Annotated in this window: 23 protein-coding genes and 1 other annotated feature; of the genes, 5 read left to right on the top strand and 18 right to left on the bottom strand. The window is 43.2% G+C overall.

What is annotated here, in order from left to right:
* Positions 1-96 precede the first annotated feature (96 nt).
* A complete protein-coding gene (locus IGJ12_RS05975) occupies positions 97-1,296 on the top strand; it encodes a YdcF family protein (protein ID WP_016621250.1) in 1,200 nt (399 codons plus the stop codon).
* A 48-nt stretch (positions 1,297-1,344) separates the two neighbouring features.
* Here IGJ12_RS05975 and IGJ12_RS05970 read toward each other — a convergent pair whose 3' ends face one another.
* Positions 1,345-1,854, bottom strand: a complete 510-nt coding sequence (locus IGJ12_RS05970) for an HD domain-containing protein (protein WP_430619473.1) — start codon at positions 1,852-1,854, stop codon at positions 1,345-1,347.
* A gap of 124 nt (positions 1,855-1,978) precedes the next feature.
* Complete coding sequence (locus tag IGJ12_RS05965) at positions 1,979-2,740, bottom strand: TrmH family RNA methyltransferase (RefSeq protein WP_005236967.1); 762 nt, start codon at positions 2,738-2,740, stop codon at positions 1,979-1,981.
* Between the two features lie 95 nt (positions 2,741-2,835).
* Here IGJ12_RS05965 and IGJ12_RS05960 point away from each other — a divergent pair, with 95 nt between their 5' ends.
* The 3 genes from IGJ12_RS05960 (at position 2,836) to IGJ12_RS05950 (ending at position 5,216) form a co-directional block, all read left to right on the top strand.
* Positions 2,836-3,114, top strand: a complete 279-nt coding sequence (locus IGJ12_RS05960; protein ID WP_005236969.1) for an acylphosphatase — start codon at positions 2,836-2,838, stop codon at positions 3,112-3,114.
* 124 nt (positions 3,115-3,238) lie between these two features.
* Positions 3,239-4,165 (top strand): membrane protein insertase YidC, encoded by a 927-nt coding sequence (gene yidC, locus IGJ12_RS05955; RefSeq protein ID WP_005236971.1) that lies wholly within the window; start codon positions 3,239-3,241, stop codon positions 4,163-4,165.
* Between the two features lie 109 nt (positions 4,166-4,274).
* Positions 4,275-5,216, top strand: coding sequence for an AEC family transporter (locus IGJ12_RS05950; protein ID WP_034872197.1), 942 nt, complete (start codon positions 4,275-4,277; stop codon positions 5,214-5,216).
* 285 nt (positions 5,217-5,501) lie between these two features.
* On the opposite strand, the gene IGJ12_RS05945 is transcribed toward IGJ12_RS05950, so the two are convergent.
* From IGJ12_RS05945 to rpsB, 9 genes are all read right to left on the bottom strand, one after another.
* A complete protein-coding gene (locus IGJ12_RS05945) occupies positions 5,502-9,851 on the bottom strand; it encodes a PolC-type DNA polymerase III (protein WP_005236975.1) in 4,350 nt (1,449 codons plus the stop codon).
* A gap of 108 nt (positions 9,852-9,959) precedes the next feature.
* The gene (locus tag IGJ12_RS05940; RefSeq protein WP_008381112.1) at positions 9,960-11,669 is read right to left on the bottom strand and encodes a proline--tRNA ligase; all 1,710 of its coding nucleotides are present in this window, start codon (positions 11,667-11,669) and stop codon (positions 9,960-9,962) included.
* A 69-nt stretch (positions 11,670-11,738) separates the two neighbouring features.
* A complete protein-coding gene (gene rseP / locus IGJ12_RS05935) occupies positions 11,739-13,007 on the bottom strand; it encodes an RIP metalloprotease RseP (RefSeq protein ID WP_430619472.1) in 1,269 nt (422 codons plus the stop codon).
* 150 nt (positions 13,008-13,157) lie between these two features.
* Positions 13,158-13,964, bottom strand: a complete 807-nt coding sequence (locus IGJ12_RS05930; protein ID WP_005236992.1) for a phosphatidate cytidylyltransferase — start codon at positions 13,962-13,964, stop codon at positions 13,158-13,160.
* The gene (locus IGJ12_RS05925; protein ID WP_005236994.1) at positions 13,961-14,761 is read right to left on the bottom strand and encodes an isoprenyl transferase; all 801 of its coding nucleotides are present in this window, start codon (positions 14,759-14,761) and stop codon (positions 13,961-13,963) included. The genes IGJ12_RS05930 and IGJ12_RS05925 overlap by 4 nt, the downstream gene beginning before the upstream one ends.
* Before the next feature lie 191 nt (positions 14,762-14,952).
* Positions 14,953-15,510: a ribosome recycling factor gene (gene frr / locus IGJ12_RS05920; RefSeq protein WP_005229434.1), complete on the bottom strand. Its 558-nt coding sequence runs from the start codon at positions 15,508-15,510 to the stop codon at positions 14,953-14,955.
* A gap of 1 nt (position 15,511) precedes the next feature.
* A complete protein-coding gene (pyrH, locus tag IGJ12_RS05915; protein WP_005229433.1) occupies positions 15,512-16,234 on the bottom strand; it encodes a UMP kinase in 723 nt (240 codons plus the stop codon).
* 147 nt (positions 16,235-16,381) lie between these two features.
* Positions 16,382-17,263: a translation elongation factor Ts gene (gene tsf / locus IGJ12_RS05910; RefSeq protein ID WP_005229432.1), complete on the bottom strand. Its 882-nt coding sequence runs from the start codon at positions 17,261-17,263 to the stop codon at positions 16,382-16,384.
* Between the two features lie 110 nt (positions 17,264-17,373).
* Positions 17,374-18,162: a 30S ribosomal protein S2 gene (gene rpsB, locus IGJ12_RS05905; protein WP_005229426.1), complete on the bottom strand. Its 789-nt coding sequence runs from the start codon at positions 18,160-18,162 to the stop codon at positions 17,374-17,376.
* Positions 18,163-18,463: 301 nt separating this feature from the next.
* On the opposite strand from rpsB, the gene IGJ12_RS05900 reads away from it, so the two are divergent.
* Positions 18,464-18,934 (top strand): arginine repressor, encoded by a 471-nt coding sequence (locus IGJ12_RS05900; protein ID WP_005236999.1) that lies wholly within the window; start codon positions 18,464-18,466, stop codon positions 18,932-18,934.
* An 86-nt stretch (positions 18,935-19,020) separates the two neighbouring features.
* Here IGJ12_RS05900 and argS read toward each other — a convergent pair whose 3' ends face one another.
* The 7 genes from argS to IGJ12_RS05865 form a co-directional block, all read right to left on the bottom strand.
* Entirely contained in the window at positions 19,021-20,712 is a 1,692-nt protein-coding gene (gene argS / locus IGJ12_RS05895) for an arginine--tRNA ligase (RefSeq protein ID WP_005237000.1), read from the bottom strand.
* A 127-nt stretch (positions 20,713-20,839) separates the two neighbouring features.
* Positions 20,840-21,033 (bottom strand) — a binding site (T-box leader).
* An 80-nt stretch (positions 21,034-21,113) separates the two neighbouring features.
* Entirely contained in the window at positions 21,114-22,127 is a 1,014-nt protein-coding gene (gene argF / locus IGJ12_RS05890) for an ornithine carbamoyltransferase (RefSeq protein WP_005237003.1), read from the bottom strand.
* Between the two features lie 137 nt (positions 22,128-22,264).
* Positions 22,265-23,284: a tRNA (adenosine(37)-N6)-threonylcarbamoyltransferase complex transferase subunit TsaD gene (gene tsaD / locus IGJ12_RS05885; RefSeq protein WP_016621244.1), complete on the bottom strand. Its 1,020-nt coding sequence runs from the start codon at positions 23,282-23,284 to the stop codon at positions 22,265-22,267.
* On the bottom strand, positions 23,277-23,750 hold the full coding sequence (gene rimI, locus IGJ12_RS05880; RefSeq protein ID WP_005237006.1) for a ribosomal protein S18-alanine N-acetyltransferase: 474 nt from the start codon (positions 23,748-23,750) through the stop codon (positions 23,277-23,279). Before rimI (IGJ12_RS05880) ends, tsaD begins: the two co-directional genes overlap by 8 nt.
* Positions 23,743-24,285, bottom strand: coding sequence for a ribosomal protein S18-alanine N-acetyltransferase (gene rimI / locus IGJ12_RS05875; protein WP_005237007.1), 543 nt, complete (start codon positions 24,283-24,285; stop codon positions 23,743-23,745). Before rimI (IGJ12_RS05875) ends, rimI (IGJ12_RS05880) begins: the two co-directional genes overlap by 8 nt.
* Positions 24,269-24,994 carry a tRNA (adenosine(37)-N6)-threonylcarbamoyltransferase complex dimerization subunit type 1 TsaB gene (gene tsaB, locus IGJ12_RS05870; RefSeq protein WP_005237009.1) on the bottom strand — a complete coding sequence of 242 codons (726 nt, stop codon included), beginning with the start codon at positions 24,992-24,994 and terminating at the stop codon, positions 24,269-24,271. The genes rimI (IGJ12_RS05875) and tsaB overlap by 17 nt, the downstream gene beginning before the upstream one ends.
* A 264-nt stretch (positions 24,995-25,258) precedes the next feature.
* Positions 25,259-26,239 carry a LacI family DNA-binding transcriptional regulator gene (locus tag IGJ12_RS05865; RefSeq protein WP_061053918.1) on the bottom strand — a complete coding sequence of 327 codons (981 nt, stop codon included), beginning with the start codon at positions 26,237-26,239 and terminating at the stop codon, positions 25,259-25,261.
* Between the last annotated feature and the right edge of the window lie 4 nt (positions 26,240-26,243).

Genomic DNA, 26,243 nt, shown 5'->3' with positions numbered 1-26,243 from the left:
AGCGAATTGCAAGAAATTCAGCAACTTTGACCTTAGCAACAAGCAATTTTTGTCATTTTTCGGTATACTAGGTGTATCGTTAAAGGAGTGAAAAACATGGATTTTACGCAATTGCTGATTTTTGCCATCAGCTATTTGACGGGTGTGATCGTCGTTCAAAAGTGGCGCAAGAATAAAGATGAGCCAGATATTTTCTTTTTTGAGTGCTGTTGGACGATTTTAGCCCTGCTGATTTATTTAGCCGTCTCAGAATTACGGACAGGCAGTTTCTTTATTCTAATACCAGTCGCCTTCGCCGGCCTTTTTTTATTTTCTTATCGGCGCAACAAGCACCGACTCGTAAATGGCTTGCTCTTTAATTTGTTTGTCTTAGCATTTGGTGGCTACCTAGTCATTAATCTATACCGAACACAAGATATTCTTGTAGGTGGTCTATTGGCTGTTTTGCTAGCGATCTTCTTCGCTGTATTATTATTCGGCTTAGCCATTCTCGTGGTCTTTCTTTACTGGAATTCCATTATTGTTTTACGAAGAGAGTCGCGATCAATCGCCAATCTATTGACCCTGATCTTAGCAGTGGTTTTGACCGTTTTATTATTTTCAGATACCCTTTTGCACTTTTTCCCGGATTGGATCCGAACCTTATTCGGCGTTGTTCCCCTAAGTCTGATGTATCTATTTGTGGTCTTTTTGAACTTTTTATCGATTTCAGTCATTTATCAGTTCAATCATCCTCGTTACAATCAAGATTTTATCATCGTCTTAGGAGCAGGTCTTTTGAATGGCACCACGGTCTCCCCTTTATTGGCCAAGCGTATCAATAAAGCAATCTCGTTCTACGAAGCGCAATTTAAAGCGAAAAAAACCGCTCCTCGGTTACTGATGTCAGGCGGCCAAGGAAGCGATGAAAAGCTGCCAGAAGCTGTCGCGATGAAAGAATATGCAGTTGCGCAAGGAGTGCCCGAAGGAGAGATTTTAGTAGAAACAAATTCCACGACTACTTATGAAAACATGAAGTTTTCGAAAGAAATCATGGATTCCTTAAAGCCAAATGGCTACAAAGTTATTTTTTCCTCCAACAATTACCATATTTTTCGTGCCGGTCTCTATGCAGATCAAGCACAACTTAAAGCGGATGGTATCGGAGCACCCACCGCCTTTTACTATTTACCAAATGCCTTCTTACGAGAATTCGTAGCGATCCTTTTTATGCACAAAAGACGACACTTAACGGTATTGATCACCTTACTGATCCTTTATGTAGGCGCAGCGATCCTCCAACTTATTTTTGGCTAAGCAAACAAAAAAAGTTCTTTGAACCGGCTGGTTCGAAGAACTTTTTTCTTATTGAATCGTACGATGTTTCTTCCAGAAACGTTGTTGCCATTTTTCTTTCATACTTTCTGTAAGTGGTTCTGATGCTTCTTTGATCGCACAATATTTGTCAACCATTGTGACAATATAGCTTTCTTTATAACGTGGCGGCGCAATCGTTGCTCCCCACATATGTTTCAAGATGATATCTTTTTCTAGATCACTTAGTTCAGTGATTTTTTCAGCATTTTTTACTGCAATTCGTGGATGCATATACGCATGGGTACCTTCATCAAACTTTGTGGTACGCCAGTCATAGTAGAATAAATCATGAAGGAGTCCTGCACGAGCTGTTGCACGAGCATCGCCGCTCCATTTCTTGGCCAATTTGTAACTATAATAAGAGACGCTGATCGAATGTTCCAAACGTGTGGAGTTCATATGCTGCACAAAGTTGGCTAATTTTTTTACAGCTTCTGTTTCTAACAGGTCAGCCACGTAAGACATATATTCGCTATCTTCTTGCCATTTTTCTGTCATAAATTTTTGTCTGCCACCTTTTTTTGATCTGCTTGATTGTTACAAGACAAAGTATAGCACCTATTCATCGAAGATTCTAGGTGAGGTGCAATAGATTCAAATAGTTTAACAGTTCCTTAAAAATCTAACTGACAGAAAAATACATCAAAATTCCGGCTGCAATGGCGACGTTCAATGATTCCGCCTGACCATAGATGGGAATATACACATTTTTGTCAGTCAAAGCCAACAGTTCTGGGTGGACCCCTTGTCCCTCGTTACCTAAAATGAAGGCAGCTGTTTGTTCTTTAGGAAGCTCGGTATAAGGAACGGCTTCTTTATTTAATTCGGTGCCATAAATCGTCACGCCAGCTGAGCGTAGCTGCTTTAGAAATGGCGGGATCGCTCCTTCTAAAATCGGTAAATGATAGTTGCTTCCTTGCATGCTGCGCAAGACTTTTGTGCTGTAAAGATCTGCTGTTCCTTCGCCGAGAAACACCCCGCTAAATCCAGCAGCATCCGCTGTTCGAATCATGGTACCAACGTTCCCGGGATCTTGCACATTATCTAAAATCAACCAATTACCCGTCAGTGTCTGTAAGTTTTGCTCTTGCTTTTCCACCACGGCAAAAATTCCTTGTGGTGTTGGTAAATCAGAAAGCATCGCTGCGATCTCCTCTGTGATCAAATAGCTTTCTTCCTGATAATCATCGAGCTGCCCGTTGGCTTCGCTTAACCCTCGCGGTGTCACCAACAACGCTTTGATAGGTACTTTGGCCTGCAGCGCTTCTTGCACTAAATGCCAGCCATCGATCAAATACGTATTGGTCTGTGTACGGTGTTTTTTTTGTGTTAGTTTTTTGATTTCCTTGATAAAGGTATTTTTTTTCGATTGAATTTCTTTCATGTGGTCACCTCAATTTATTATAGCATGAGTCAATCGATCTAACTTGTTCTTTTACTGAAAAAACGCTATCATTATAAGCAGAGGAGGGATTGTCCATGAAGAAACTACGAATCCATGTTCAAGGGCGTGTCCAAGGTGTCGGCTTTCGTTATACCACGAAAATGCTTGCCGATCAGTTAGGGGTCACAGGATCTGTAAAAAATGAGGCAGATGGTTCTGTTTCGATTGAAGCGATGGGAGATGAAAAAATCATCGATGCCTTTGTTGCCGGAGTGAAAGATTCTCCTTCTCCCGCTGGAAAAGTGAACCAAATCGACATCCAACCAGATGATACCATTAAAGAACGTACTAGCTTTGACGTAGTCTATTATTGATAATTGAATGTTTTCTAAGTCGAAAGATTGATTTTTCAATGAATTTCTCTTTGTACATTGAAATAGTCGGTCTTTTTTAGTATAGTTATTTTTGTCTAAATTTATTGTGAAGAGGAAGAATAGAATGTCTAAAATGAATAAATGGCTGCTTTCATCAGGATTATTTGGCCTGTTATTAGCATTATCAGGCTGTGTCAGTACCAATGCTGATGGTACGCCGAAAGAAACAGGAATGATTTATCGCTTTTTGGTGAAACCTTTAGGTGATATGATCACGATGCTCGTTGAAAACTTCAACTGGTCTTACGGCTGGGCGATCATCGCCGTAACGATCGTTGTCCGCGTCATTATCTTACCATTAGGGATCCATCAGTCTCGAAAAACGATGATTCAAAGTGAAAAAATGCAGTTTCTGAAACCTCAAGTGGATATTGCGCAAGCCAATTTGAAGAAAGCAACCACTCGGGAAGAACAAATGCAAGCGCAAGCGGAGATGCAAAAAATCTATTCTGAAAACAACGTCAGTATGTTTGGCGGTATCGGTTGTTTGCCTTTACTGATTCAGATGCCGATCTTCTCTGCCCTCTACTTCACCGCCCGTTACACACAAGGAATCCAAAACTCTGAGTTCTTTGGCGTATCATTAGGTGACCCCAGCATCCTCTTTGTGGCGATTGCTGGTATTTCCTACCTGGCACAAGGATACATCTCAACCATTGGGATTCCGGAAGAACAGAAAAAAACGATGAAAACCATGTTGATCGTTTCTCCATTGATGATCGTTTTCATGTCAATGAGTGCACCAGCTGGTGTGACGCTTTATTGGGTAGTCGGTGGGGTCTTCAGTTGTATCCAAACATTTATCACGAATGTCATCATGAAACCAAAAATTCGTGCCCAAGTCGAAGCAGAAATGAAAGCCAATCCGCCAAAAACGGTGGTTACGCCTCGCAAAGATGTAACTCCTGAAAAAACAGAAGCTGTCAAAAAAGCGTTGAACACGACAAAGCCTAATGGAAAAGGTCGTAACGCAGGCAAGCAGCAACGTTAGTAATTCTTGACCAAATCGCTCAATGAGTGGTTTGGTTTTTTGTTGTTTTCAAATGGGAATCAGTTGCTTCTTCTTCTGCCTTTCGCTATAGTAAATGAGAGGTGAGCACATGTTTCAAGCATATATCAATATTTTTGTCATTTTCAGTCTCATGTTTATCGGTTATTGGTTGTCTTACAAACAATGGTTTTCTAATCGAACCGCCGATACGTTTTCAAAATTGGTATTAAATGTCTCATTACCAGCCAATATGTTTTTAACGATTATTAAAAACTTTACGAAAGATGAATTTCTTTCATTGGTTTCGGGGATGATCATCCCATTACTTTCCATGATGATCACTTACTTCGCTGGTTATTTATGGCGACGTTTCGCGCAAGTTGAAGCCAAACACCAAGGCGCATTTTCCGCCATGTTTACCTTTTCCAATACGATCTTCATCGGCTTACCGATCAATTTAGCTATTTTTGGTGAAAAAGCCGTTCCTTATGTGTTGTTGTACTATATTGTAAATACGACATTATTTTGGACCATCGGTATTTTTGAGTTAGCAAAAGACAATCCTGATTTTGGTGAAGCCCGGATTTCCTTTCATCCATTGGTCATGCTAAAAAAGATTTTTTCACCAGCCTTGATTGGTTTCATCATCGGTTTGATCTGGATGCTATTCACCTTACCGCTGCCCTCATTTGTTGATGGCCTTGGAAGCTATCTAGCAGATTTGACGACACCCTTATCAATGTTTATTATCGGAATCATCGTCTACTTTGGGGGACTCAAAAATTTGCGAATGACGAAAGACATTGTCGGTGTCTTGTTTGGTCGTTTCGTTCTTTCGCCCCTCGTTGTGTGGCTGTTAAGCAGAATCATCCCTGTTCCTGAATTGATGCTTTCTGTGTTTATTATTCAAGCCTCTATGCCCGTCCAAAACTCTGTCCCGATCCTTGTACGAAACTACCAAGGGGATGAAGAATTTGCAACTTCATGTTTAGGCTATTCCGTCTTACTGTACATGGTGTATTTGCCTGTTTTGCTTTTTTTCTTTTTTTAGCTATTTAACGAACTTTGTCGAAAAATACTCGTTACCAAAGGCATTCGCTTCTTTCGGTAACGAGTATTTTTCTCCTCTTTGTATGGTAAAGGTTCGATTGATTCGCTACCAAGGCTGGCCCCTATGATTTCCCACAATAGACCACGATCTTTCTGATTTTCGTCAGATTGTGGCTGCTTAGATCGATTTCACAAACAAGACAAAAAAGCACATCATGCAGAAACTAGCTATACTAGCCATTATGATGATGTGCTTATTTTTTATCTTAAGTGAACAGCCGGTGGTTTACAACATATCAAACAACGATAACTGATTTTCATCAGGTAAATCTTTAAGAACACCGTTATCCGTCATGTATTCAATCAAAGTCTTAGAAACTTTCCCGCGATTGGCGAGATCTTCTTTCGATAAGAAAGGACCATTTTTCCGTGCTTCCACGATTTGTTTCGCTACGTTTAGTCCCAAACTCGGCACTGCTCGAAATGGTGCGATCAATTTTTTTCCGTCGATCACGAAGTTTTCCGCATCCGATTTATACAGATCGATCATCCCAAATTCATAACCGCGCTCTAACATTTCATTGGCTAACTCCAGAACGGTTAACAGATTCTTTTCTTTCGTTGACGCATCCAATCCTTTGTCAGTGATTTCTTGCATCCGTTCTTTTACGGCGTCTTTTCCTTTTGACATGGCAATCAAATCAAAATCATCCGCCCGGACAGAGAAATAAGCACAGTAATAGAGAATTGGGAAGTACACTTTAAAGTAAGCCACCCGCAACGCCATCAAAACATACGCCGCCGCATGGGCTTTCGGGAACATATACTTGATCTTCGAACAAGAATCGATATACCATTCAGGGACATTGTTCTCCCGCATCGCTTGCAAGTAAGTGTCCCGCAAGTCGTCAGGGATCTTGTTCCATTGCCCTTTACGAACCGTCTCCATGATTTTAAAGGCCATCCCGTCATCTAAGCCAGCATGGATCAAGTACACCATGATATCATCCCGACAGCCGATTACTTCTGCTAGACTGGCATCTCCGCGACGAATCAGTTCTTCGGCATTGCCCAACCATACATCGGTACCATGGGAAAGACCAGAGATCTGCAAAAGCTCTGCAAACGTCGATGGATGGGTTTGATCCAACATCCCCCGCACAAATCGGGTCCCAAATTCTGGGATGCCTAATGTACCTGTTTTTGAGTAGATCTGCTCTTCAGTCACACCTAGCACGTCCGTACCACCAAAAATACGCATCACTTCCGGATCATCCGTGGGGATCGTTTTAGGATCGATTCCTGATAAATCCTGCAGCATCCGAATCACCGTTGGGTCATCGTGTCCCAGGATATCCAGTTTTAAAATATTGTCATGAATGGAATGGAAATCAAAGTGGGTCGTTTTCCATTCTGAATTTTGATCATCTGCTGGGTATTGAATCGGCGTGAAATCATAGACATCCATATAGTCTGGAATAACGATGATTCCCCCCGGATGCTGACCAGTTGTCCGTTTGACGCCAGTTGCACCCTTAGCCAATCGATCGACTTCAGCTGCTCGATAATGGAGATTATGATCGCGCTCAAAGCCTTTTACGAAACCGAAGGCTGTTTTATCGGCTACTGTACCGATCGTTCCGGCACGATAGACATATTCTTCGCCGAAGAGCACTTTCGTATAGTTATGGGCCTCTGGCTGATATTCCCCAGAGAAGTTCAAATCGATATCGGGGACTTTATCGCCATGGAAACCAAGGAAGGTTTCAAAAGGAATATCATGGCCATCTTTGTTCAGACGTGTGCCGCATTTTGGACATTTTTTCTCTGGCATATCATAACCAGAACCATACGAGCCGTCTTCGTAAAACTCAGAATACTGGCAATCGGGACAATAATAATGAGGGGCTAATGGATTGACCTCAGTGATCCCAGTCATCGTTGCTACGAAACTAGAACCGACTGATCCCCGTGACCCTACTAAGTAGCCGTCTTGATTGCTTTTATGAACCAGTTTTTGTGAGATCAAATAGATCACGGAAAACCCATTCCCAATGATCGAATCAAGCTCTTTTTTCAAACGTTTTTCCACAATTTCTGGTAATGGATCACCGTATAGCTCTTTGGCACGGTTGTAACTCAAGTCGGTGATCTCTTGTTCAGATCCGGGAATCTTTGGTGTATACAGATCATCTTTTACCGGAATGACTTTTTCACAGAGATCAGCGATTTTATTTGGGTTCGTCACCACAATTTCTTTCGCTACTTCTGGACCTAAAAACTGAAAAGCGGTCAGCATCTCATCGGTTGTTCGGAAGTGTACATCCGGTAAACTATGCCGATTCAAGGGATTGGCGCCCCCCATCGAATTGATCAAGACCTTACGATAAATGGCATCTTCTTCGTTCAGGTAGTGGGCATTCCCAGTAGCAACAACGATTTTTCCTAACTCTTCACCCATTTGGATCAAATTCCGAATAATGTCTTCTAGGTCTTTTTCGCTTTTCACGAGCTCCGTTTCTAGGAGATGGGCATAAACTGCTTTGGGCATGACTTCGATATAGTCATAAAACTTAGCAAGTTCCCGCGCTGCATCGACCCCTTTTTGCATCATTGCGACAAAGACTTCCCCTTTATCACAAGCGGTTCCGACTAACAATCCTTCCCGCAATTTCACCAATTCTGAGCGCGGGATCCGCGGGACTTTATCATGGAAGTACTTCACATTCGACATCGAGATCAGCTTGAATAAATTCTTCAATCCCGCCTGTGTTCGGGCTAAGATCGTGGCATGGAAAGGCCGAGCTGCTTTATAGGAGTTCTCGCCCCCAACGTGTCGGTTCAAATCTTCGTGCAGCAGCATGTCATGTTTTTCCATCGCTTCTTTGACAAAGATCCACGCTAAATGACCGGTTGCTTCGGCATCGTAGATCGCTCGGTGATGTTGCTCCAAACTAACGCCGAATTTTTTGGAAAGGACACCTAAACCGAATCGCTTAAACTCTGGATACAAATAACGAGCGAGTTCCAATGTATCAATGACGGGATTTTCTGCTTCTGGAATACCGTATTTTCGATAACTTGTATTTAAGAAGCCCATATCAAATGACGCATTGTGGGCAACTAGAATGGCTCCTTCAGAAAACTCACGGAACAAACGTAAGACTTCTTCTTCCGATTTTGACCCCCGAACCATTTCATCGGTGATCCCCGTCAATTCTACGGTCGTTCGTGATAAAGGATGGCCAGGATCGATGAATTCATCAAAGGAGCCTTCCACGTTGCCTTTATGCATCCGCACAGCGGCCAATTCAATGATGGTGTCGTACACTGCAGACAATCCGGTGGTCTCCACGTCAAACACGATATAAGTGGCATCAGTCAGTGGGACAGGCTTCGGATTATAGGCAACCGCTACCCCGTCATCCACGATATTGGCTTCCACACCGTAAAGAATTTTTACCCCGGCTTTTTCTCCGGCGTGATGGGCATCAGGAAACCCTTGTGCGCCACCATGATCGGTGATCGCAATCGCCTTATGGCCCCACTTGCCAGCTTGAGCGACAAAGTCTGCCACATTGTTGGTTGCATCCATCGTACTCATATTAGAATGCAGGTGAAGTTCGACCCGTTTTTCGCCTTCAGGTGCATAATCTTTGCGGGCCTCGTGTTTGACTTCCAGCAAATCTTGCGCATTCATAACGAGATCTCGCATAAAAGTATCTTCTTGAACACTACCACGCACTTTGACCCAACTACCTTTAGCAATGGCATCAAAGACTTGTTCATCTTTTTCATTATTGGAGAATTTTTTCACACTAAACGACGACGTATAGTCGGTGATTTTCAAAATCAAAATCTTCCGTTTTGAACGCAATTCTCGAACTTCTTTATCAAAGACATACCCTTGGATCGTAACTCTGCGTTCTTCCTCAATGATATTGATCATCGGTGTCACAGGTTCATCGGCAGGAATATTACGTCCCAAGGCAATTGGTCCGTCAAATTCGACTGTTTTGACTTCTTTTTTGCGTTGCTCGTGGGCCATTAAGTTCTCAGCGGCTTGCAATTGGAAGGCTGCCGTTTGTTCTTCTTTTCGTGCTTCAAGTTCTTTCAAGGCTGCCTCAGCCTGTTCTTTGTCTAGCTGCGGCAAGATCCGAAATTTTTGAAACCCGAAAGTCCCATAATTTTCCTCAATGATCGGTAAGTACTGTTGCTGCAAAATCGTGATGACCGCATCATTGTTGACGGGTAAAATCACTTTGTTCTCTTGAATCATAGGCATTTGATTTTTAATCACTTGATGAACTAACGGCCGATCACAATTTTGATTGGCTAACGCTAATGGCCAGTATTCTTGAATGAACTGCTCATCGAAGGAACCATCTTGAGCTTCAATGACAATGCGAACTTCCGCGATCTCTTTAAACGCTAGTTCAATGTGTTGTTTAAAGGATTGATACACCATCACCGGTAATAAACGTTCAAATTGGAAATAAAACGTCCACGCTTTTGATTGTCGATGCACGGTTACTTGTCTGATTTGGGCAGTCTGCATCAACGGATGCTGCCGAAGATTTGGGGCAGCTGCAATTTGGTCTAATAATATCTCAAAGGTCTCTCTTTCTTTTGACAATTGAAGATCCTCCTTTTCTCAGTACTCACTAGTATACCTCTTTTTGTCTTCACTTTCATTAAAAAATCGAGAAAGGATTTCCTCTCTCGATCTACCATTTGTTCCGATTTATTCTTGGTTGGCTAATAAAATCGTCAAGGTCGAAGCGACTTCTTCTTTCCTCACTTCAACGGTAGCGCCAGTATGCTTGATTTTGATCTCCACGATGCCTTCTACGGCTTTTTTACCGATGGTCAAGCGAATCGGACAACCAATCAAATCGGCATCTGCAAATTTGACCCCTGCACGTTCATTGCGGTCATCCACCAATACTTGATAGCCGACTTGGTTCATCATTTCTTCTACTTCTTCACTTAAGGCATTTTGATAGCTATCTTCAATCGACGTTTGGATGATATGCACATCAAATGGGGCAATTTCTTGGGGCCAATCGATCCCAAACTCATTGCCGTATTGTTCGACGATTGTTGAAAGCAGCCGAGAAACGCCCAGACCATAACAGCCCATGATGATTGGTTGTTCATCGCCATTTTCATCGACAACCGTCGCTTCTTGGGCCTCGCTGTACTTGGTTCCTAACTTGAAGATATGCCCAACTTCGATTCCTCGCGTAAAGGTTAAGGTTCCTTTTCCATCTGGGGAAGGATCGCCTTCTTGAACCAAGCGAAAATCGGCAAAGGCTAGTGGTTGAAAATCACGGCCTACATTTGCATTGAGAAAATAGCTCTGTTTTTCTGCCGCTGGGACGATCAGATTCGCCATATCTTGGACATGCTGATCCGCATACAATTGGATCGAATCAGCAAGCTCAATGGGGCTGCGAAGTTGTGTGTCACTGGTCAGATAGGACTCGGCTTCTTCAGCAGTCAGGACCTTCACTTGATCAGCCGCTAAAAAATGCTTGATTTTTGTTTCATTGAGACTGTGATCACCTCGAAGTAATACCATAATGACTTGCTCGTCAACGAGCAGCAAAAATACTTGAACGATTTTTTGCAAATCCGTATCGTGTGTTTTCGCCAGTTCCTCTAACGATAATGATTCTTTATGAACGACTTTTTGTAACTCTAAGTAGGTCTCATGAGATTTTTTAGCGATATACTGACTAGTTGCTAGTTTCCAATTGGCGACATAGTCGCTTTCAGTCGAATAACAGATCAGCTCTTCGCCGATTCCAGACAATGCCAAAAACTCTTTTGAATCTCGGCCACCCATCAAGCCATTATCCCCGACCACTGCCCGATACTCGATCCCACAGCGTTTCAATATGGCATGGTAAGCCATTTCGTAGCGATTATAGGTTTGATCTAAGCTGGCTTCATCGGCGTGAAAAGAATAGCCATCTTGCATGATAAATTCACGGCTGCGAATCAATCCAAAACGCGGCCGCTGTTCGTCCCGATATTTCGTTTGGATCTGATATAAGCTCAAAGGCAGTCGCTTATAAGACGTGATCTCGTTTTTGATCAATGTCGTGAACGGCTCTTCGTGAGTGGGCCCTAAAACGATCTCTCGTTCGTTTCGATCTGTCAACCGATACAAAGACTCACCATACAGTGAGGCCCGTCCAGACTCCTTCCATGGTTCATACGGAAGCAAAGAAGGCATCGCCATCTCCACAGCATCGATTTCTGCCAGCTCCTCACGAATGACCCGTTTGATCTTTTCTAACACCCTTTGTGCTAATGGCAAGTAGACATAGATGCCTGCCGCCACTTGTCGAATATACCCTGCCCTAACTAACAGTTGATGACTTAACGTCTCCGCATCGCTGGGGGTTTCCCTCAATGTCGGAATCAAACATTTTGACTGTTTCATTTTTTTCTCCTTTGCTACAAAAAATCATGTTCACCCGATCAACAATTGATTTGCTTGTGCGTCTTATTTTTAAAAGAAGAAACGTTGGATATCATTCCAGGTAACGAGAACCATCAGCAGCATCAAAAACCCAAACCCAATCAGGGTAATGATGCCTTCTTTTTCTTGACTGATTGGCTTGCCTCGCACACCTTCTAAAATATTTAAAACCAGTTTCCCACCATCTAATCCAGGAATCGGCAATAAATTAAAGATCCCCAAATTGATGGAAATCATCGCCATCATGGCGATCACCGTTGTGACACCTTGCGATGCGGCTTGAGAAGACAGTTGGAAAATCGCTACCGGTCCGCCCAATTTATTGATATCTGGTTGGGCGATCAAGTTGCCGACTGCTCTAAAAATAACCAGCGAATTGTCAATGGTCGTTTGTAAGCCACCCAGTAAGATGTCTCCGATCCCAGTTTTTAACGAAGCCGTGATCCCTAAGAAACCGATCGTGGTCTCCCCTGATTCTTGACTCGCAGGAGTTGCTGTCAAATCAAGTGTTTCCGCTCCTCGTTTGACTTCTAGAGTAATCTGAGTAGCTGGGTACTTTTGGATCTCTGTCGTCAATTCTGACCAGTTGGAAACATCGACGCCTTCAACTGCTAGGATTTCGTCGCCATTTTGCAGCCCGGCTTCAGCAGCCGGGGTTCCTGCTTCGATTCCTGTCACGACGGTTGCATCTTGATTCGCGACACCACCTTGCGCAAACACCAACCCAGTGAATAAAACCAAGGATAAAATAAAGTTATTCATCGGTCCTGCAAAATTCGTCAGCATTCGTTGCCACAGCTTTGCAGACTGGAATTGAACGTCTTTTGGTGCGATCCGAACTTCAACGCCATCTTCATGAATGATCGTTGCGTCATGATCCACAGCGTACGTAACCGCTTCTTGTTCATTGCCGTTGATGAAGCCAGTGATCGTCAACTTCTCCTCCAAGTCAAAGTCGGTCACTTCCATGGGGATCGCTTGCGGCAATTGGATCTTTTTGCTTGTATTGATTTTGGTGACTTTGCCAGTTGCATCTTGAACCAAGGAGACTGGCATGCCAGGCGTTAATTCGGTCTCATCTTCGCCCCCGCCTGCCATTTGGACATACCCGCCTAATGGCAGCATCCGAATCGTGTAGGTCGTCCCATCTTTCGCTTGATGCGCGAACAATTTAGGCCCCATACCGATGGCAAACTCTCTTACTAAAATACCTGCCCGTTTTGCAAAGAAGTAGTGTCCAAATTCGTGAATCACTACCACCACGGAAAAGATAATGATAAATACAAGTATCGTTTTCATGCTCGTTCCTCTCTTTCACAGCATCCCTCTCATTCAGGGCAGCCTTTCCTTATTTTATCACACCGGTTCCCGTTGAGGAACTCACATTCCCGTTGTAACAAGAATTTAAAAAAAGAAGCGCAAGCCAAGCCTGCACTTCTTAAAAATTTTCTAAAAGACACCGAATAAATACATGATTGGAAACACAAACAACATGCTGTCGAAGCGATCTAAGATTCCTCCGTGACCTGGCAGGATATTCCCTGAATCCTTCACGCCATAGTGACGTTTGATCGCGGATTCCACTAAATCACCAAATTGCCCAGCGATCGAAAAGAGGACCGTCAATAAAATCATGATGGCACTACCGTGTCCAAAATAATCTTTCCCAGGAAATGCTAATAGATACAAACCAGCTACGACCACCGCAGCAGCAATCCCGCCTAGGGCCCCTTCGATGGTTTTATTAGGAGAAATCTCCGGCCATAATTTTCGTTGGCCGTAACGCCGTCCCACCATGTAAGCCCCAATATCCGTTGCCCACACGATAAACAGCCCGAAAACTAAAACAACTAATCCATCCGTTGCTGACCGTGCCGTCAAGAAACGTTCAAACCCGACACCGGTATATAAGCTAACGATCACCGGAAACCCAGCTTCATCGATGGTATACGTATTTTTCGAAATAACCGCGATCCCTAGTAACAAAAGAACGATCAGATAGTACAAGGCACTTTTATCTGTCCCCTCTGGCAAAAAGAAAAACCAGCGTTCTTGAGGCAAAACTAAGATCACCGCTCCGAGGATTGAAAGAATTCCTTCAAAACTGAAAATAGCTAGTCCTTTCATCCGAAATAATTCATAAACACCAATTCCTGCCATTGCTGCTGCCAGCAATTCGACGGCAATGCCGCCAACATAAATAATTGGCAGGAAAAAGGCTAATGCGACGACCGCAGTGATTACACGTTGTCTCACTCTTCTTCCTCCTCTGTTTTCAAACCGCCAAAACGCCGGTTTCGTTGTTGAAAGCTCCCAATCGCGTCCTCTAATAACGCAGCATCGAAATCAGGCCAGAGCGCCTTCGTAAAGAATAACTCGCTGTATGCAATCTGCCATAACAAGAAATTACTGACACGTTCCTCACCACTCGTTCGAATCACCAATTCAGGATCCCGCAAAGGGCTTGGTAAAAAACCAGTCATCAAATGCGTCCCCAGCATGTCTTCCGTGAGCTCTGGTAGGGCTTCGCCGGAAGCCGAGAGTTCTTCATAAAGCGCTTGGACAGCTGTCAAAATTTCTGCGCGGCTGCCATAATTCAAAGCAAAATTCAAGATCATTCCCGTATTGTCTTTGGTTTGGTCGATCGCTCGCTTGACCGCTTCTTGCGTGTGTAGGGGTAAAGAATCCGTGAACCCCATCACTTTGACTTGAACATTTTCTTTGATTAGCTCAGGAACAAAGGTGTCGAAAAAGTCGACTGGTAGTTGCATCAAAAAGTCTACTTCCTCGTTCGGCCGTTTCCAATTCTCTGTCGAAAATGCATAAAGCGTCAATACCTTCACACCTAAGTGTGAAGCGTGTTTCGTGATTTTCTTTACCGTCTCCATGCCTTCTTTGTGGCCAGCTACTCTTGGCAAGCGCCGATTTTGCGCCCATCTGCCGTTACCATCCATAATGATCGCGATGTGTTGGGGAATCGGCAGTGATGGATCAAATTCATGTTCAGCCGCTTCTTTGATATATTTGTCTTTTTGTGGAAAAAAACGCAGCATCGTATTCGCTCCTCTTCCAATTCTTGAAATTCATCTTTTACATTATAACAATAATCAGATTTCTTGCCTATGAAAACCAAGAAAAGATTTCCATATTAAGAAAAAACAAAAAAACAGCTGTCATATTCAAGTACATGAGATAGTTTCGCCCATAAAAAAAGAGCCGCTGAAGCGACTCTTCGTCATTCCTTTTAAACTTCAAGTAATTCTTGTTCTTTTTCAGCTGCGATGGCATCGATTTCTTTGATGCTGTTATCTGTAGCAGTCTGCACTTCTTTTTCAGATTCCCGCAAATCATCTTCTGTGATGTCGCCAGCTTTTTCTTGTTTCTTGTAAGCTTCCATGGCATCCCGACGAATGTTACGGACGGCGATTTTCGCATTTTCAGCTTCTTTTTTCACGTCTTTTGCTAATTCTTTACGGCGTTCTTCCGTTAATTGAGGAATCACCAAACGAATCACTGTTCCGTCATTGGCAGGCGTGATACCAATATCACTTTGCATGATGGCTTTTTCAACTTCTTGGATCATTGTTTTGTCAAAAGGTGTGATCATCAAAATTCTTGCTTCTGGAATCGTAATTGAAGCCATTTGGTTCAAGGGTGTTGGTACACCATAGTAAGTAACCATTACGCGGTCTAAGATGCTCGCGTTCGCGCGGCCAGCACGGATTTGTCCTAGTTCCCGCTGCAAGTTTTCTGCTGCTTTTTTCATTTTGTCTTTTGCTTCTGTTAAAATTTTGTCAGCCATGTTATTTCCCCCTTACTGTCGTTCCAATATGTTCACCTAAAATGGCGCGGCGAATGTTTCCATGCTCATTCAAGTTGAATACGACTAATGGAATATCGTTGTCCATACTTAATGAACTTGCGGTTGAATCCATTACTTGCAATCCTTTGGAAATGACTTCTAAATGAGTCAATTCTTCAAATTTCACAGCACTTTGATCCGTTTTAGGATCTGCTGAGTAGACGCCATCAACATTGTTTTTTGCCATCAAAATGACATCGGCGTTGATTTCAGCTGCCCGTAAGGCTGCGGTCGTATCAGTTGAGAAATAAGGATTCCCGGTTCCGCCAGCAAAAATGACGACCCGTCCTTTTTCTAAGTGGCGTTCTGCTCTACGACGAATATAAGGCTCAGCGATTTGACGCATCTCGATTGAAGTTTGGACACGCGTTGGTACACCAGCGTTTTCTAGTGTATCTTGTAATGCTAAAGCATTCATCACAGTCGCTAGCATGCCCATGTAATCAGCTTGGGCTCTTTCCATCCCCATTTGCGCACCGATTTGTCCACGCCAAATGTTTCCGCCGCCGACCACGATCGCCATCTGTACACCTAATTCGTGGACTTCCTTGATCTCTTTAACGATCTCCTGGATGGTCGGTGGTTTGATCCCAAAGCCTTCGTCACCCGCTAATGCTTCACCACTTAATTTTAATACAACACGTTGATATTTTGGTTTGCCCATCATGATTCCTCCGTACATTCTCCAATACTATTGTAGCATATTGGTGCTCTTTCGTTGAAAATTATCTACACTATTTCTTCAAAAACCGTTTTTGCTTAAAAAAAGGGAGCGCACTTCCATGCGTTCCCATCTGTTCGAGGAACAGAATTATTTTTTCACTTGGCTCATTACTTCTTCAACGAAGTTGTCTTCGCGTTTTTCGATACCTTCGCCGACTTCAAAGCGGACAAAAGATTTCACAGTTGCGCCTTTTGATGCAACATATTTTTCAACTGTCATATCTGGGTCTTTAACGAATGGTTGGTCAACCAAAGCGATTTCTGCTTTAAATTTCTTCAAGCGTCCTTCAACCATTTTTTCAACGATGTTCGCTGGTTTGCCTTCGTTCAATGCTTGTTCTGTCAAGACTTGTTTTTCATGATCCAATTCTTCTTGAGAGATTTGTGCTTCGTTCACGTAGCGAGGGTTGATCGCTGCAACGTGCATTGCAACATCTTTCGCAACTGATTCGTCAGTTGTTCCTTCAAGAACAGTCAATACCGCAATACGTCCGCCCATGTGTAGGTAACCGCCGAAAGCAGCATTGTCATCTTTTTCAACAACTTCAAAACGACGGAAGCTGATTTTTTCTCCGATTACTTGTGTTGCTTCGATCAACGCAGCATCCATTGTGCCTTTAGAGGTTTCTAATTTTAAAGCAGCATCCATATCAGCTGGTTTGTTCGCTGCGATTACTTCAGCGATTTCTTTTACTAAGTCTTGGAACATTTCGTTTTTAGAAACGAAGTCAGTTTCTGAGTTCACTTCAACGATTGCTGCTGTGTTGCCGTTGATTGCTACAGATGCTAAACCTTCAGCAGCAATACGGTCGTTTTTCTTCGCAGCTTTTGCCATACCTTTTTCACGTAATAAGTCAACGGCTTTTTCGATGTCGCCTTCTACTTCAACTAATGCACGTTTTGCGTCCATCATTCCTACACCAGTCATATCGCGTAATTCTTTTACTAATTTAGCTGTTACTTCTGCCATTTTTTGTTTCCTCCTAAATGTTTTTAAACAAGATTGCTTGTCTTTAAAAAAAGCTGTTTCAAAGGAGAGTGAGGCTTGGCGCCTAGCCTTTGAAACAGCTCCATCATTTATTATTCAGCTGATGCGTTGTCGCCTTCGACAACATCAACGATTTCTTCGATTGAAGTTGCGTTTTCTGTTGATTCAGCAGCAAAATCTTCTTCTGCTACTTGGTCTTCGCCTTGGTTACCTTCGATGAAAGCATCTGCCATTTTCGCAGTGATCAATTTAACGGCACGAATAGCGTCATCATTTGATGGGATAACAACATCGATTTCGTCTGGATCACAGTTTGTATCGACCATCGCTACGATCGGGATATTTAATTTGCGTGCTTCTTGAATCGCGATACGTTCTTTACGTGGGTCAACAACGTACATTACATCTGGAATTCTTGGCATATCAGCAATACCGCCTAAGAATTTTTCAAGACGTTCGCGCTCTTTGTTCAAGCCAACGACTTCTTTTTTAGGAAGAACAGCAAATGTACCATCTTCTTCCATTTTGTTGATTTGTTTCAAACGAGCAACACGTTTTTGGATTGTTTCCCAGTTTGTCAATGTTCCACCTAACCAACGATGGTTAACATAGTATTGACCTGAACGGATTGCTTCTTCTTTGATTGCTTCTTGTGCTTGTTTTTTAGTACCTACGAACAATGCAACGCCGCCTTCTTCAGCAACATTTTTCATGTAGTCGTAAGCTGCGTCTACTAATTTCACTGTTTTTTGCAAATCAATGATGTAGATGCCGTTTCTTTCTGTGAAGATATATTTCTTCATTTTTGGGTTCCAGCGACGAGTTTGGTGACCAAAGTGTACGCCGGCTTCTAGTAATTGTTTCATTGAGATTACTGCCATGTTGTGTTTCCTCCAATTTGGTTTTTTGTTTTCCTCTCTTGCTCTTTTACTCCTTGAAGAACTGAATCGATCAGCACCGCTTCGCAGATGGAACAAGATGTGGGATTGACGTGAAAAACTCACGCCTTAAACAGTATACAGTAGCTAAAAAAGAAATGCAACTGATTCAAATGAAAAACTACGATTCGTGGTCCCGCTTTTTTTTAACGTTCTAATTCTTTTCTTATTATATCTAGGTTTTTTCGGCGTTATCTGCTATGATAAGGCTGACTTAATCAATCATGCTTAAAGGAGTTTACCTATGCGAAAAGCTGATCGCCATTTACTTATTAGACAAATCATTACTGAACATACTGTACGCACGCAAGAAGAATTATTGCAGCAATTGGAAGTCCAAGGCGTCTCCGCCACGCAAGCGACTATTTCTCGCGATATTCGTGATTTGAAAATCGTGAAAGTGCCCGATGAGTCAGGTCAGACAAAGTTTGTCATTTTTCAAGGAATGCAAGCTTCTGAGGATGAAAAAGAAGAAGAGCAGCGTTTGATACAGATGATCGAAGACGTTGTCACTAAAGTAGATCGTGTGCAATTCATGACCTTGATCCATACCGTTGCGGACAATGCGCCTTTGCTTTCGGCAGCGATCGATGAAGTGACCATGCCAGAAAAAGTTTGCTCGTTGGCGGGCTTTGATACAGTAGCGGTGATTTCCCGCAGCGACGAAGACGCTGAAACTTTTTATCAATTTATCAGAAACCATGCGGTCTTATAGCGTAAAAACAGCTATAGGATCTAGCTGCATTCTTCACTACAAAAAAAGCTGTGCCCTTGTCGAAACAAGTGACACAGCTTTTTTTGTTACATTTTGTCGGGTGCGTGTAAACCAAGCAACCGTAAATCTTCTTTCAATAGAGTAGTTACTGCATAAACAAGAGCTAGACGTGCGTCTTTTTCCGTATCTTCGGCTAAGATTTTGACATTGGCATAATACTTGTTAAAGGCTTGTGCCAACTTGATGGCATGTTTGGCAATGACGGATGGTTCATATTTTTCCGCCGCTTGCATGACCGTTTCTGGGTAGCGCTGAATCAATTTGATAACTTCCCAGCTCTCAGCGTCTGCCAACGCCAGACTGCTGACAGCAGCGGGATCAAAGTTGGCTTTTTCAAGAATGCTCATGGCACGGGCATGAGAGTATTGCACGTATGGTCCGGTTTCTCCTTCAAAACGGACGACTTCTTCTAGCGTAAAGTCGAAATTATTCAAACGGTCATTTTTCAAATCGTGGAAAACGACTGCCCCGACACCGACTTGTTTTGCTACTTCTTCTTTGTTTTCAAGTGTTGGGTTCTTTTCAGTGATTTGTTCTTTCGCTGAATCGATCGCTTCATTCAATACTTCTTCCAAAAGAACGATCTTGCCTTTTCTTGTAGACAGTTTTTTCCCATCTTTGGTGATCAACCCAAATGGTACGTGGGTCATATCATCTGCCCACTCAAAGCCCATTTCCTTCAAAACAGCTTTTAATTGTTTGAAGTGATAACTTTGTTCATTCCCTACCACGTACAATGATTTTGCAAAATTGTAGGTCCGTTTGCGGTAAAGCGCTGCAGCCATATCCCGTGTGATGTAAAGGGTCGCACCATCGGACTTACGGATCAACGCCGGATTTAAGTCATAGGCAGCCAAATCAACGATTTCTGCTCCTTGGTCTTCTTTTAGCAAGTGTTTTTCTTCTAATAATTCCACGACTTCTGTCATTTTATCATTATAGAAAGCTTCGCCATTCAACGAATCAAAGGAAACTTCCAACATATCATAGATTTTATTGAATTCTTTTAATGATTCATCACGGAACCATTGCCACAAATCCATTGCTTCTTGGTCACCATCTTCTAGTTTCTTGAACCAAGCTCTCGCATCATCTTCTAATTGCTTATCTGTCTCGGCTGCTTCATGAAAATCAACATACAAACGTAATAGTTCGTTGATTGGTTCCGCTTTGACCGCTTCTTCTGACCCCCACTTCTTATAGGCAACGATCAATTTCCCAAATTGTGTGCCCCAGTCGCCTAAATGGTTGATGCGAATTGGCTGATAACCGATTTTTTCTAAAATAAAGCCGATCGAGTTACCAATCACAGTGGAACGCAAATGCCCCATTGAGATGGGTTTGGCAATATTTGGTGAAGACATATCGATCGGTACTGCTTGCTGATTGCCGATGGTTTGATCGCCAAAATGATTTTTTTCTTTGAGAACCAGCTCTAAGACATGGGCAGAGATTGCTTTTTTATCCATAAAGAAGTTTAAATACGGACCGACCACTTCAATTTTTTCAAAAGACGCTTGATCGATTTTTTCTGCTAAGTCTGCGGCAATTTGCTGCGGCGCTTTCCGATAGACTTTTGCTAGCGAGAAGGCTGGGAATGCCACATCCCCATGGTCGGCTGACTTTGGATTTTCCAGTAATTGCTGAACTTGTTCGATCGATAGATCTTCTTTTACTACTTGATGGATCGCTTGTGCGACGATTTCTTTGTTATTCATAGTATCCCTCCTATAATGACTGAACCCATTTTTTGATGAAACGTTGTTTGAAGCAAGCAAACAGTTGTATGTTTTTCATGCAAGAAATGATTGATAAAAACAAAAAAGCCTCTAGCGCATAACTTGCACTAGAGACGAGATTTCCCGCGGTACCACTCTGATTGTCCTTTTCGGACCCACTTTTTTCTGATAACGGCAGAATTCCGTTTGCTTAGCAAATTCTCACAAGTGCGTTTCACAATCTGATCAATTCGGCTTCCACCACCCCGAACTCGCTAACTGATACTCGAATCGCTACTTCTCTTGTTTCATCAAATCAAGGCTATTTACTTCCCAGAAAGTATAGCAAAGAAATGTTTGTTTGGCTAGCGAGATTCTGGCATTTTTCAAAAATTTTATTTTTATACTTTAGGAATAAATAGATCCCCGGCAGTCACTGCCATGATCGCTTTGATTGAGTGCAAACGATTTTCGGCTTGATCAAATTGACGAGCATACTTGCTACGAAAGACCTCGTCAGTGACTTCCATCTCAGAAATCCCATACGCCTGCGCTGCTTTTTTGCCATAAATAGTTTGTTCATCATGAAAAGCCGGTAAACAGTGCATAAAAATCACTTGGTCATTTTGCGTTTTTTCCATCAACGATTGGTTTACTTGATAAGGCAGCAGCTGTTCGATCCGCTCTTGAAATTTTTCTTCTTCGCCCATTGAAACCCAAACATCGGTATACACGACATCAGCGCCTAAAACACCTTGATCCACGTCATCCGTCACCAGGATCTTTGCGCCAGAGTGCTGAGCATAGGCTTGTGCTTGTTCGATAATGTTTGCTTCTGGCTGCAAGGCCTTTGGGGTGACGACATGAATATTGACCCCTAAAATCGCACTCGTCACTAACAAAGAATTGGCGACATTGTTGCGCCCATCCCCACAGTATGCGATGGTCAAGCCAGTCAGTTCACCGAAGTTTTCTTGAATGGTTAAAAAGTCAGCGATCATTTGTGTTGGATGCCAGTCATCCGTTAAGCCATTCCAAACAGGCACGCCTGAATAGTTGGCCAGATCTTCGACGACCTGTTGGCTAAAGCCGCGAAACTCGATCCCGTCAAACATGCGTCCGAATACTTTGGCGGTATCTTCAACGGATTCTTTAGACCCCAACTGAATATCATTGGCCCCTAAAAATTCCGGATGCGCCCCCAAATCCACCGCTGCAACCGTAAAGGCCGCTCGCGTCCGTGTTGAATTCTTTTCAAACAAAAGTGCAATATTTTTTCCTTCTAAGTAGCGATGTGGTTGATTGTTGGCTTTCATCCCTTTTAAGTGCTGGGAAAAATCAATTAAATATTGCAGTTCTTCTTTTGTGAAATCTTTCTCTGCTAAAAAACTGCGTCCTTTAAAAACTGATGTCATTGCATACCCGCCTCTCAAATAATTAATAAATATACATAAGAATATCAAATAATGAAATATAATACAACTATATCTTCTGTTTGCTCATAAATGAAGCAAAAAAAAACACCTAAGAACGGATCTTAGGTGCAATCATCTTAAGAAATCCTATGGGCAAAGCTGACACTTGGATCAGCATTCAATGAAAGGTCTGCTAGGTGCTGCTTTTTCAACGCAACATGGGCATAGGCACCAATCATGGCCGCATTATCTCCGCAAAGGCGCAACGGTGGAATCAACAGTTCTACCTCCGGCAATTCCTGCATTGCTTTTTGTAAAGCGTCACGCAAGCCTTGATTCGCGGCGACCCCGCCAGCGACGATCAGTTGTTTTACCGGATAGGCTTGGCATGCCCGCACTGTTTTGTGAACCAATACTTCGACTACGCTGGCTTGAAAACTGGCTGCTAGATTTTCTACTGACAATGCTTCCTCTCTTTGCTGTGCATTATGCACAAAGTTGATAAAGGAACTCTTCAAGCCACTGAAACTAAAATCAAAATTATCTTCTTGCATCATTGCTCGAGGAAAGTGATACGTATCACTACCTAGATGGGCAAGGCGATCAATTTCTTTCCCACTAGGATAAGGCAAACCGAGAACTCGACCAACTTTGTCATAGGCTTCACCAGCGGCATCATCTCTCGTTTCTCCGATGATCTCAAAAGAGCCATCTTCTGCCATATACACCAATTCGGTGTGGCCGCCGCTGACCAATAATGCCATTAAAGGAAAAACCAATGGCTTCACTAGGCGAGCTGCATAAATATGTCCTGCCATGTGATTGACCGGAATCAGCGGTAAGCTGTGGGCCCACGCAAAGGCTTTCGCTGCAGAGAGCCCAATCAACAGTGCCCCAACCAACCCTGGACCATAGGTGACAGCCACGGCTGATAATTCTTCTGGTTGTGTGTTGGCTTGGGTCAATGCTTCGTCGATGCACAAAGTAATCTGTTCGACATGGTGACGACTAGCGACTTCTGGTACGACACCGCCGAAGCGCTGGTGGCTCTTGATCTGCGAAGCAACAATGTTACTTAAAATGGTGTCGCCGTTTTTAATCACTGCCACACTGGTTTCATCACAACTGCTTTCAATGGCTAAAATCAATTCATTCATTTGATTTTTTTCCGCCTACTTTCTTTTCCATAATCAACGCATCCTCTTCAGGATGACTGTAATATTTTTTTCTACGACCGATGACCGTATAGCCCATGCGCAAATAAAGGGCCTGTGCTTGTAAATTCGACACACGTACTTCAAGATAGATCCGCCGACCATCGGTTTGTTCCACGAGCGATTCCATTTGTTTCAACAATTCTTTCGCCAAACCATGCCCTTGATATGCTGGTAAAACCGCTACATTAAACAGCTCTGCTTCATCCAGCACTTGCTGAAAACAGAGAAACCCAATCAGCTCTTGGTTGGTTTTTCCATAACGAAACAAATAGCGACTGTTGCTGTTTTGCAAATCTTGCTGAAATTGCTGCAGATTCCAAGGCGAGCCAAAGGGATAGCTCTGATCCGCCAATGACCAGAGCATTTGCGGTGTCGGGATCGTTTGATCTGCTTGTTCGTTAATCATTTAAAAATTTCACCATATCCAATGCGTCTTCATTGCCTTCAGTGTAATACGCCGTTTTGATCGCCTGTGAAACAAACCCGAGGGTCCGATACAAACGTTGCGCATCACGATTGCCCAGGCGAACTTCTAATGTCAAACGGTCGCATTTGTTTTTCCTTGCATAACGTTCGATCTCTCCTAGCAAGAAAGAACCGATCCCTTTTCCTTGATAATCAGGAATGATCGCGATATTGGTGATATGGGCATCAGCGCCTAAAATCCGCACCCCGATAAACCCAATCATCCGTTCATTATGCAAGATGCCCAAATAAAGATGTTTGACCCGTGAATAAAGTTCTGACAAAAAGGCGCTCTTGGTCCAAGGCAGTTCCCCAGCATACACGAGACGCTCCACCTGCAGCAGCTCTTTAATGTCATCACCGACTAATTCACGAACAACATACGTTTCCCCTCGTATCTCTTTTTTACGCTCTGGATATTGAATCTGACGGAAAAGAGCCAACTTTCCCGTCATCGTTTTAAATTTTTTCAACATAGGCATCCACTCCCGGTTCATGCGAGGCTAACCATTTTTCTTCGGCTTCAACTAATTTTAAATAGTCCGGTACAAAATCATGGATCGAAGCCACCGGCGCTTCTTCTTTCGCAATAGCAGCTAAAACAACGCCATTCGGGTAATTCCAAAACGACACTTGATTGATATGGGCTGTCGGCAGTTCCGCCTCGATCATGTCTTTAAATTTGACGGTATCGGCGCCGACAAATAGCACTTCTTGACCATCAACTGCTTTTAGCTGGGTCAATAACTCAGAAAGTGAGATATGCTGGTCTTTGATCCTTGTTTCTAAGGTCCCATTATGCCATTGGTAGGCACCTGCGTAGACATTTTGACGGCGAGCGTCAAACAACGGGACGATCACTTGCGATACGCCCACGCAATTGGCAGCGACTGCTTTCAAACTAGAAACACCAATCAGCGGGATGTTCAATGTTTGTGCCAGCGTTTTTGCTGTTGTGACACCGATGCGCAAACCCGTATACGAACCAGGACCTTTCGCAACAACGATTTGCTCCAGCTCTTTAGGGGCCATCCCCACTGCTTGCATCAATCCATCGATGGCAGGCATCAATGCTGTGCTGTGGTTTTTGATCGCCATCGTCTGGCTTTGTCCCAACACTTCTTGACCATCGACCACCGCAACCGCCAGTGTCTGGTTTGAGGTATCAATCGCTAATGTTTTCATCTATCTTCTCCCCATTCAAAAAACTCTCTCATATTCTACCATATTCTAATCAAATGCCCAACCAAGTCTCCAAAAAGATGCCTGTGTTAAGAAAAAAAGCAATAGGACAACAATACCCGAACCTTTGAAAAAAGCAAGCGCGGTTGCAGCTGCAAACCAGCGGGGCTGTTTAAAGGTTCGGGTAAGGCGATATTCATTTTTTTGTTATTTCATTAAAACTCAGTTGACGTGTGTAACGGTATCCTCCGATGATTCAACTGGTTGCTAAGAAGATTGGCGCGTAATCAGCTCCGTTGCGATCGTAACTTTTCGAGGAACGGGTGCTGCATTCGTAATGATATCCAGCAAGGTCGTCACTGCCAGCTCCCCCAGCCATTCCGTATGAACTTTGATGGTTGACAGAGTCGGAAAGACGTACTTTGCGACACTGACATCATTGAAGCCGATAATTGCGATCTCATCTGGAATCTTGATGTTTTTTTCTTGCAAAGCACGCATAGCGCCAATCGCTAAGGCATCACTGGAAGAAAATAAGGCACTTGGCAACTCTTTGTTTTGCTGCAAATACTCTTTCATCGCCTCATAACCGCCCTCTACTGTAAACGGTGCGCTGAGATGATATTGCGGGTGGTGCAACTTCAACCGACGAAGCCGTTCCTCAAAAATCCGGCGCCGAGGGTCTTCGATTTCTTGGTGATGGTCCTTGGTAAACTCAACGCCTGATAACAAGCCGATCCTTTGGTGGCCTTTTGCAATAAAGTCATCGATCACTAAATCGACCGCTTGTTGAAAGTCCACCACCAGAGAATTGACGCCCTGGGCCAATGCGTCAAAATCGACCATCAACAAATTGGATTGGCTTTTTTTCAATTGACGAATCTGGTGATCATCGAATTTCCCTAGCGCGATCGTTCCATCGACGGCGGTATCAGACAATCCTTCATAGGGTTCTTTCAGCAAACGGATCCCTAATTCTTCGGTTTTGTTTTCAATCCCGATACGGATCGCTAAATAGTAAAGATCCGCTAATTCTTCCTCGGTATCAAACCATTGGATCAAGCGCATACTACTGGTTTCTGGCTGACTCTTTTTTTTATGTTTTGTGTAATTGAGTGCTTCTGCGGCCTTAAAAATTTTTTCTTTGGTTTCAGAGCTGACCGATAATTCTGAATCGTAATTCAGCACCCGTGATACAGTGGCTGGCGAGACGCCAGCCTGTTGTGCAATATCTTTGATCGTTGCCATCTTC

It is taken from the genome of Enterococcus sp. DIV0802b (assembly GCF_050543535.1).
Taxonomy (GTDB): Bacteria; Bacillota; Bacilli; order Lactobacillales; family Enterococcaceae; genus Enterococcus_D; species Enterococcus_D entomosocium.
Note: the sequence above shows the minus strand (reverse complement) of the source record. Positions and strands in the feature narration are given on the sequence as shown.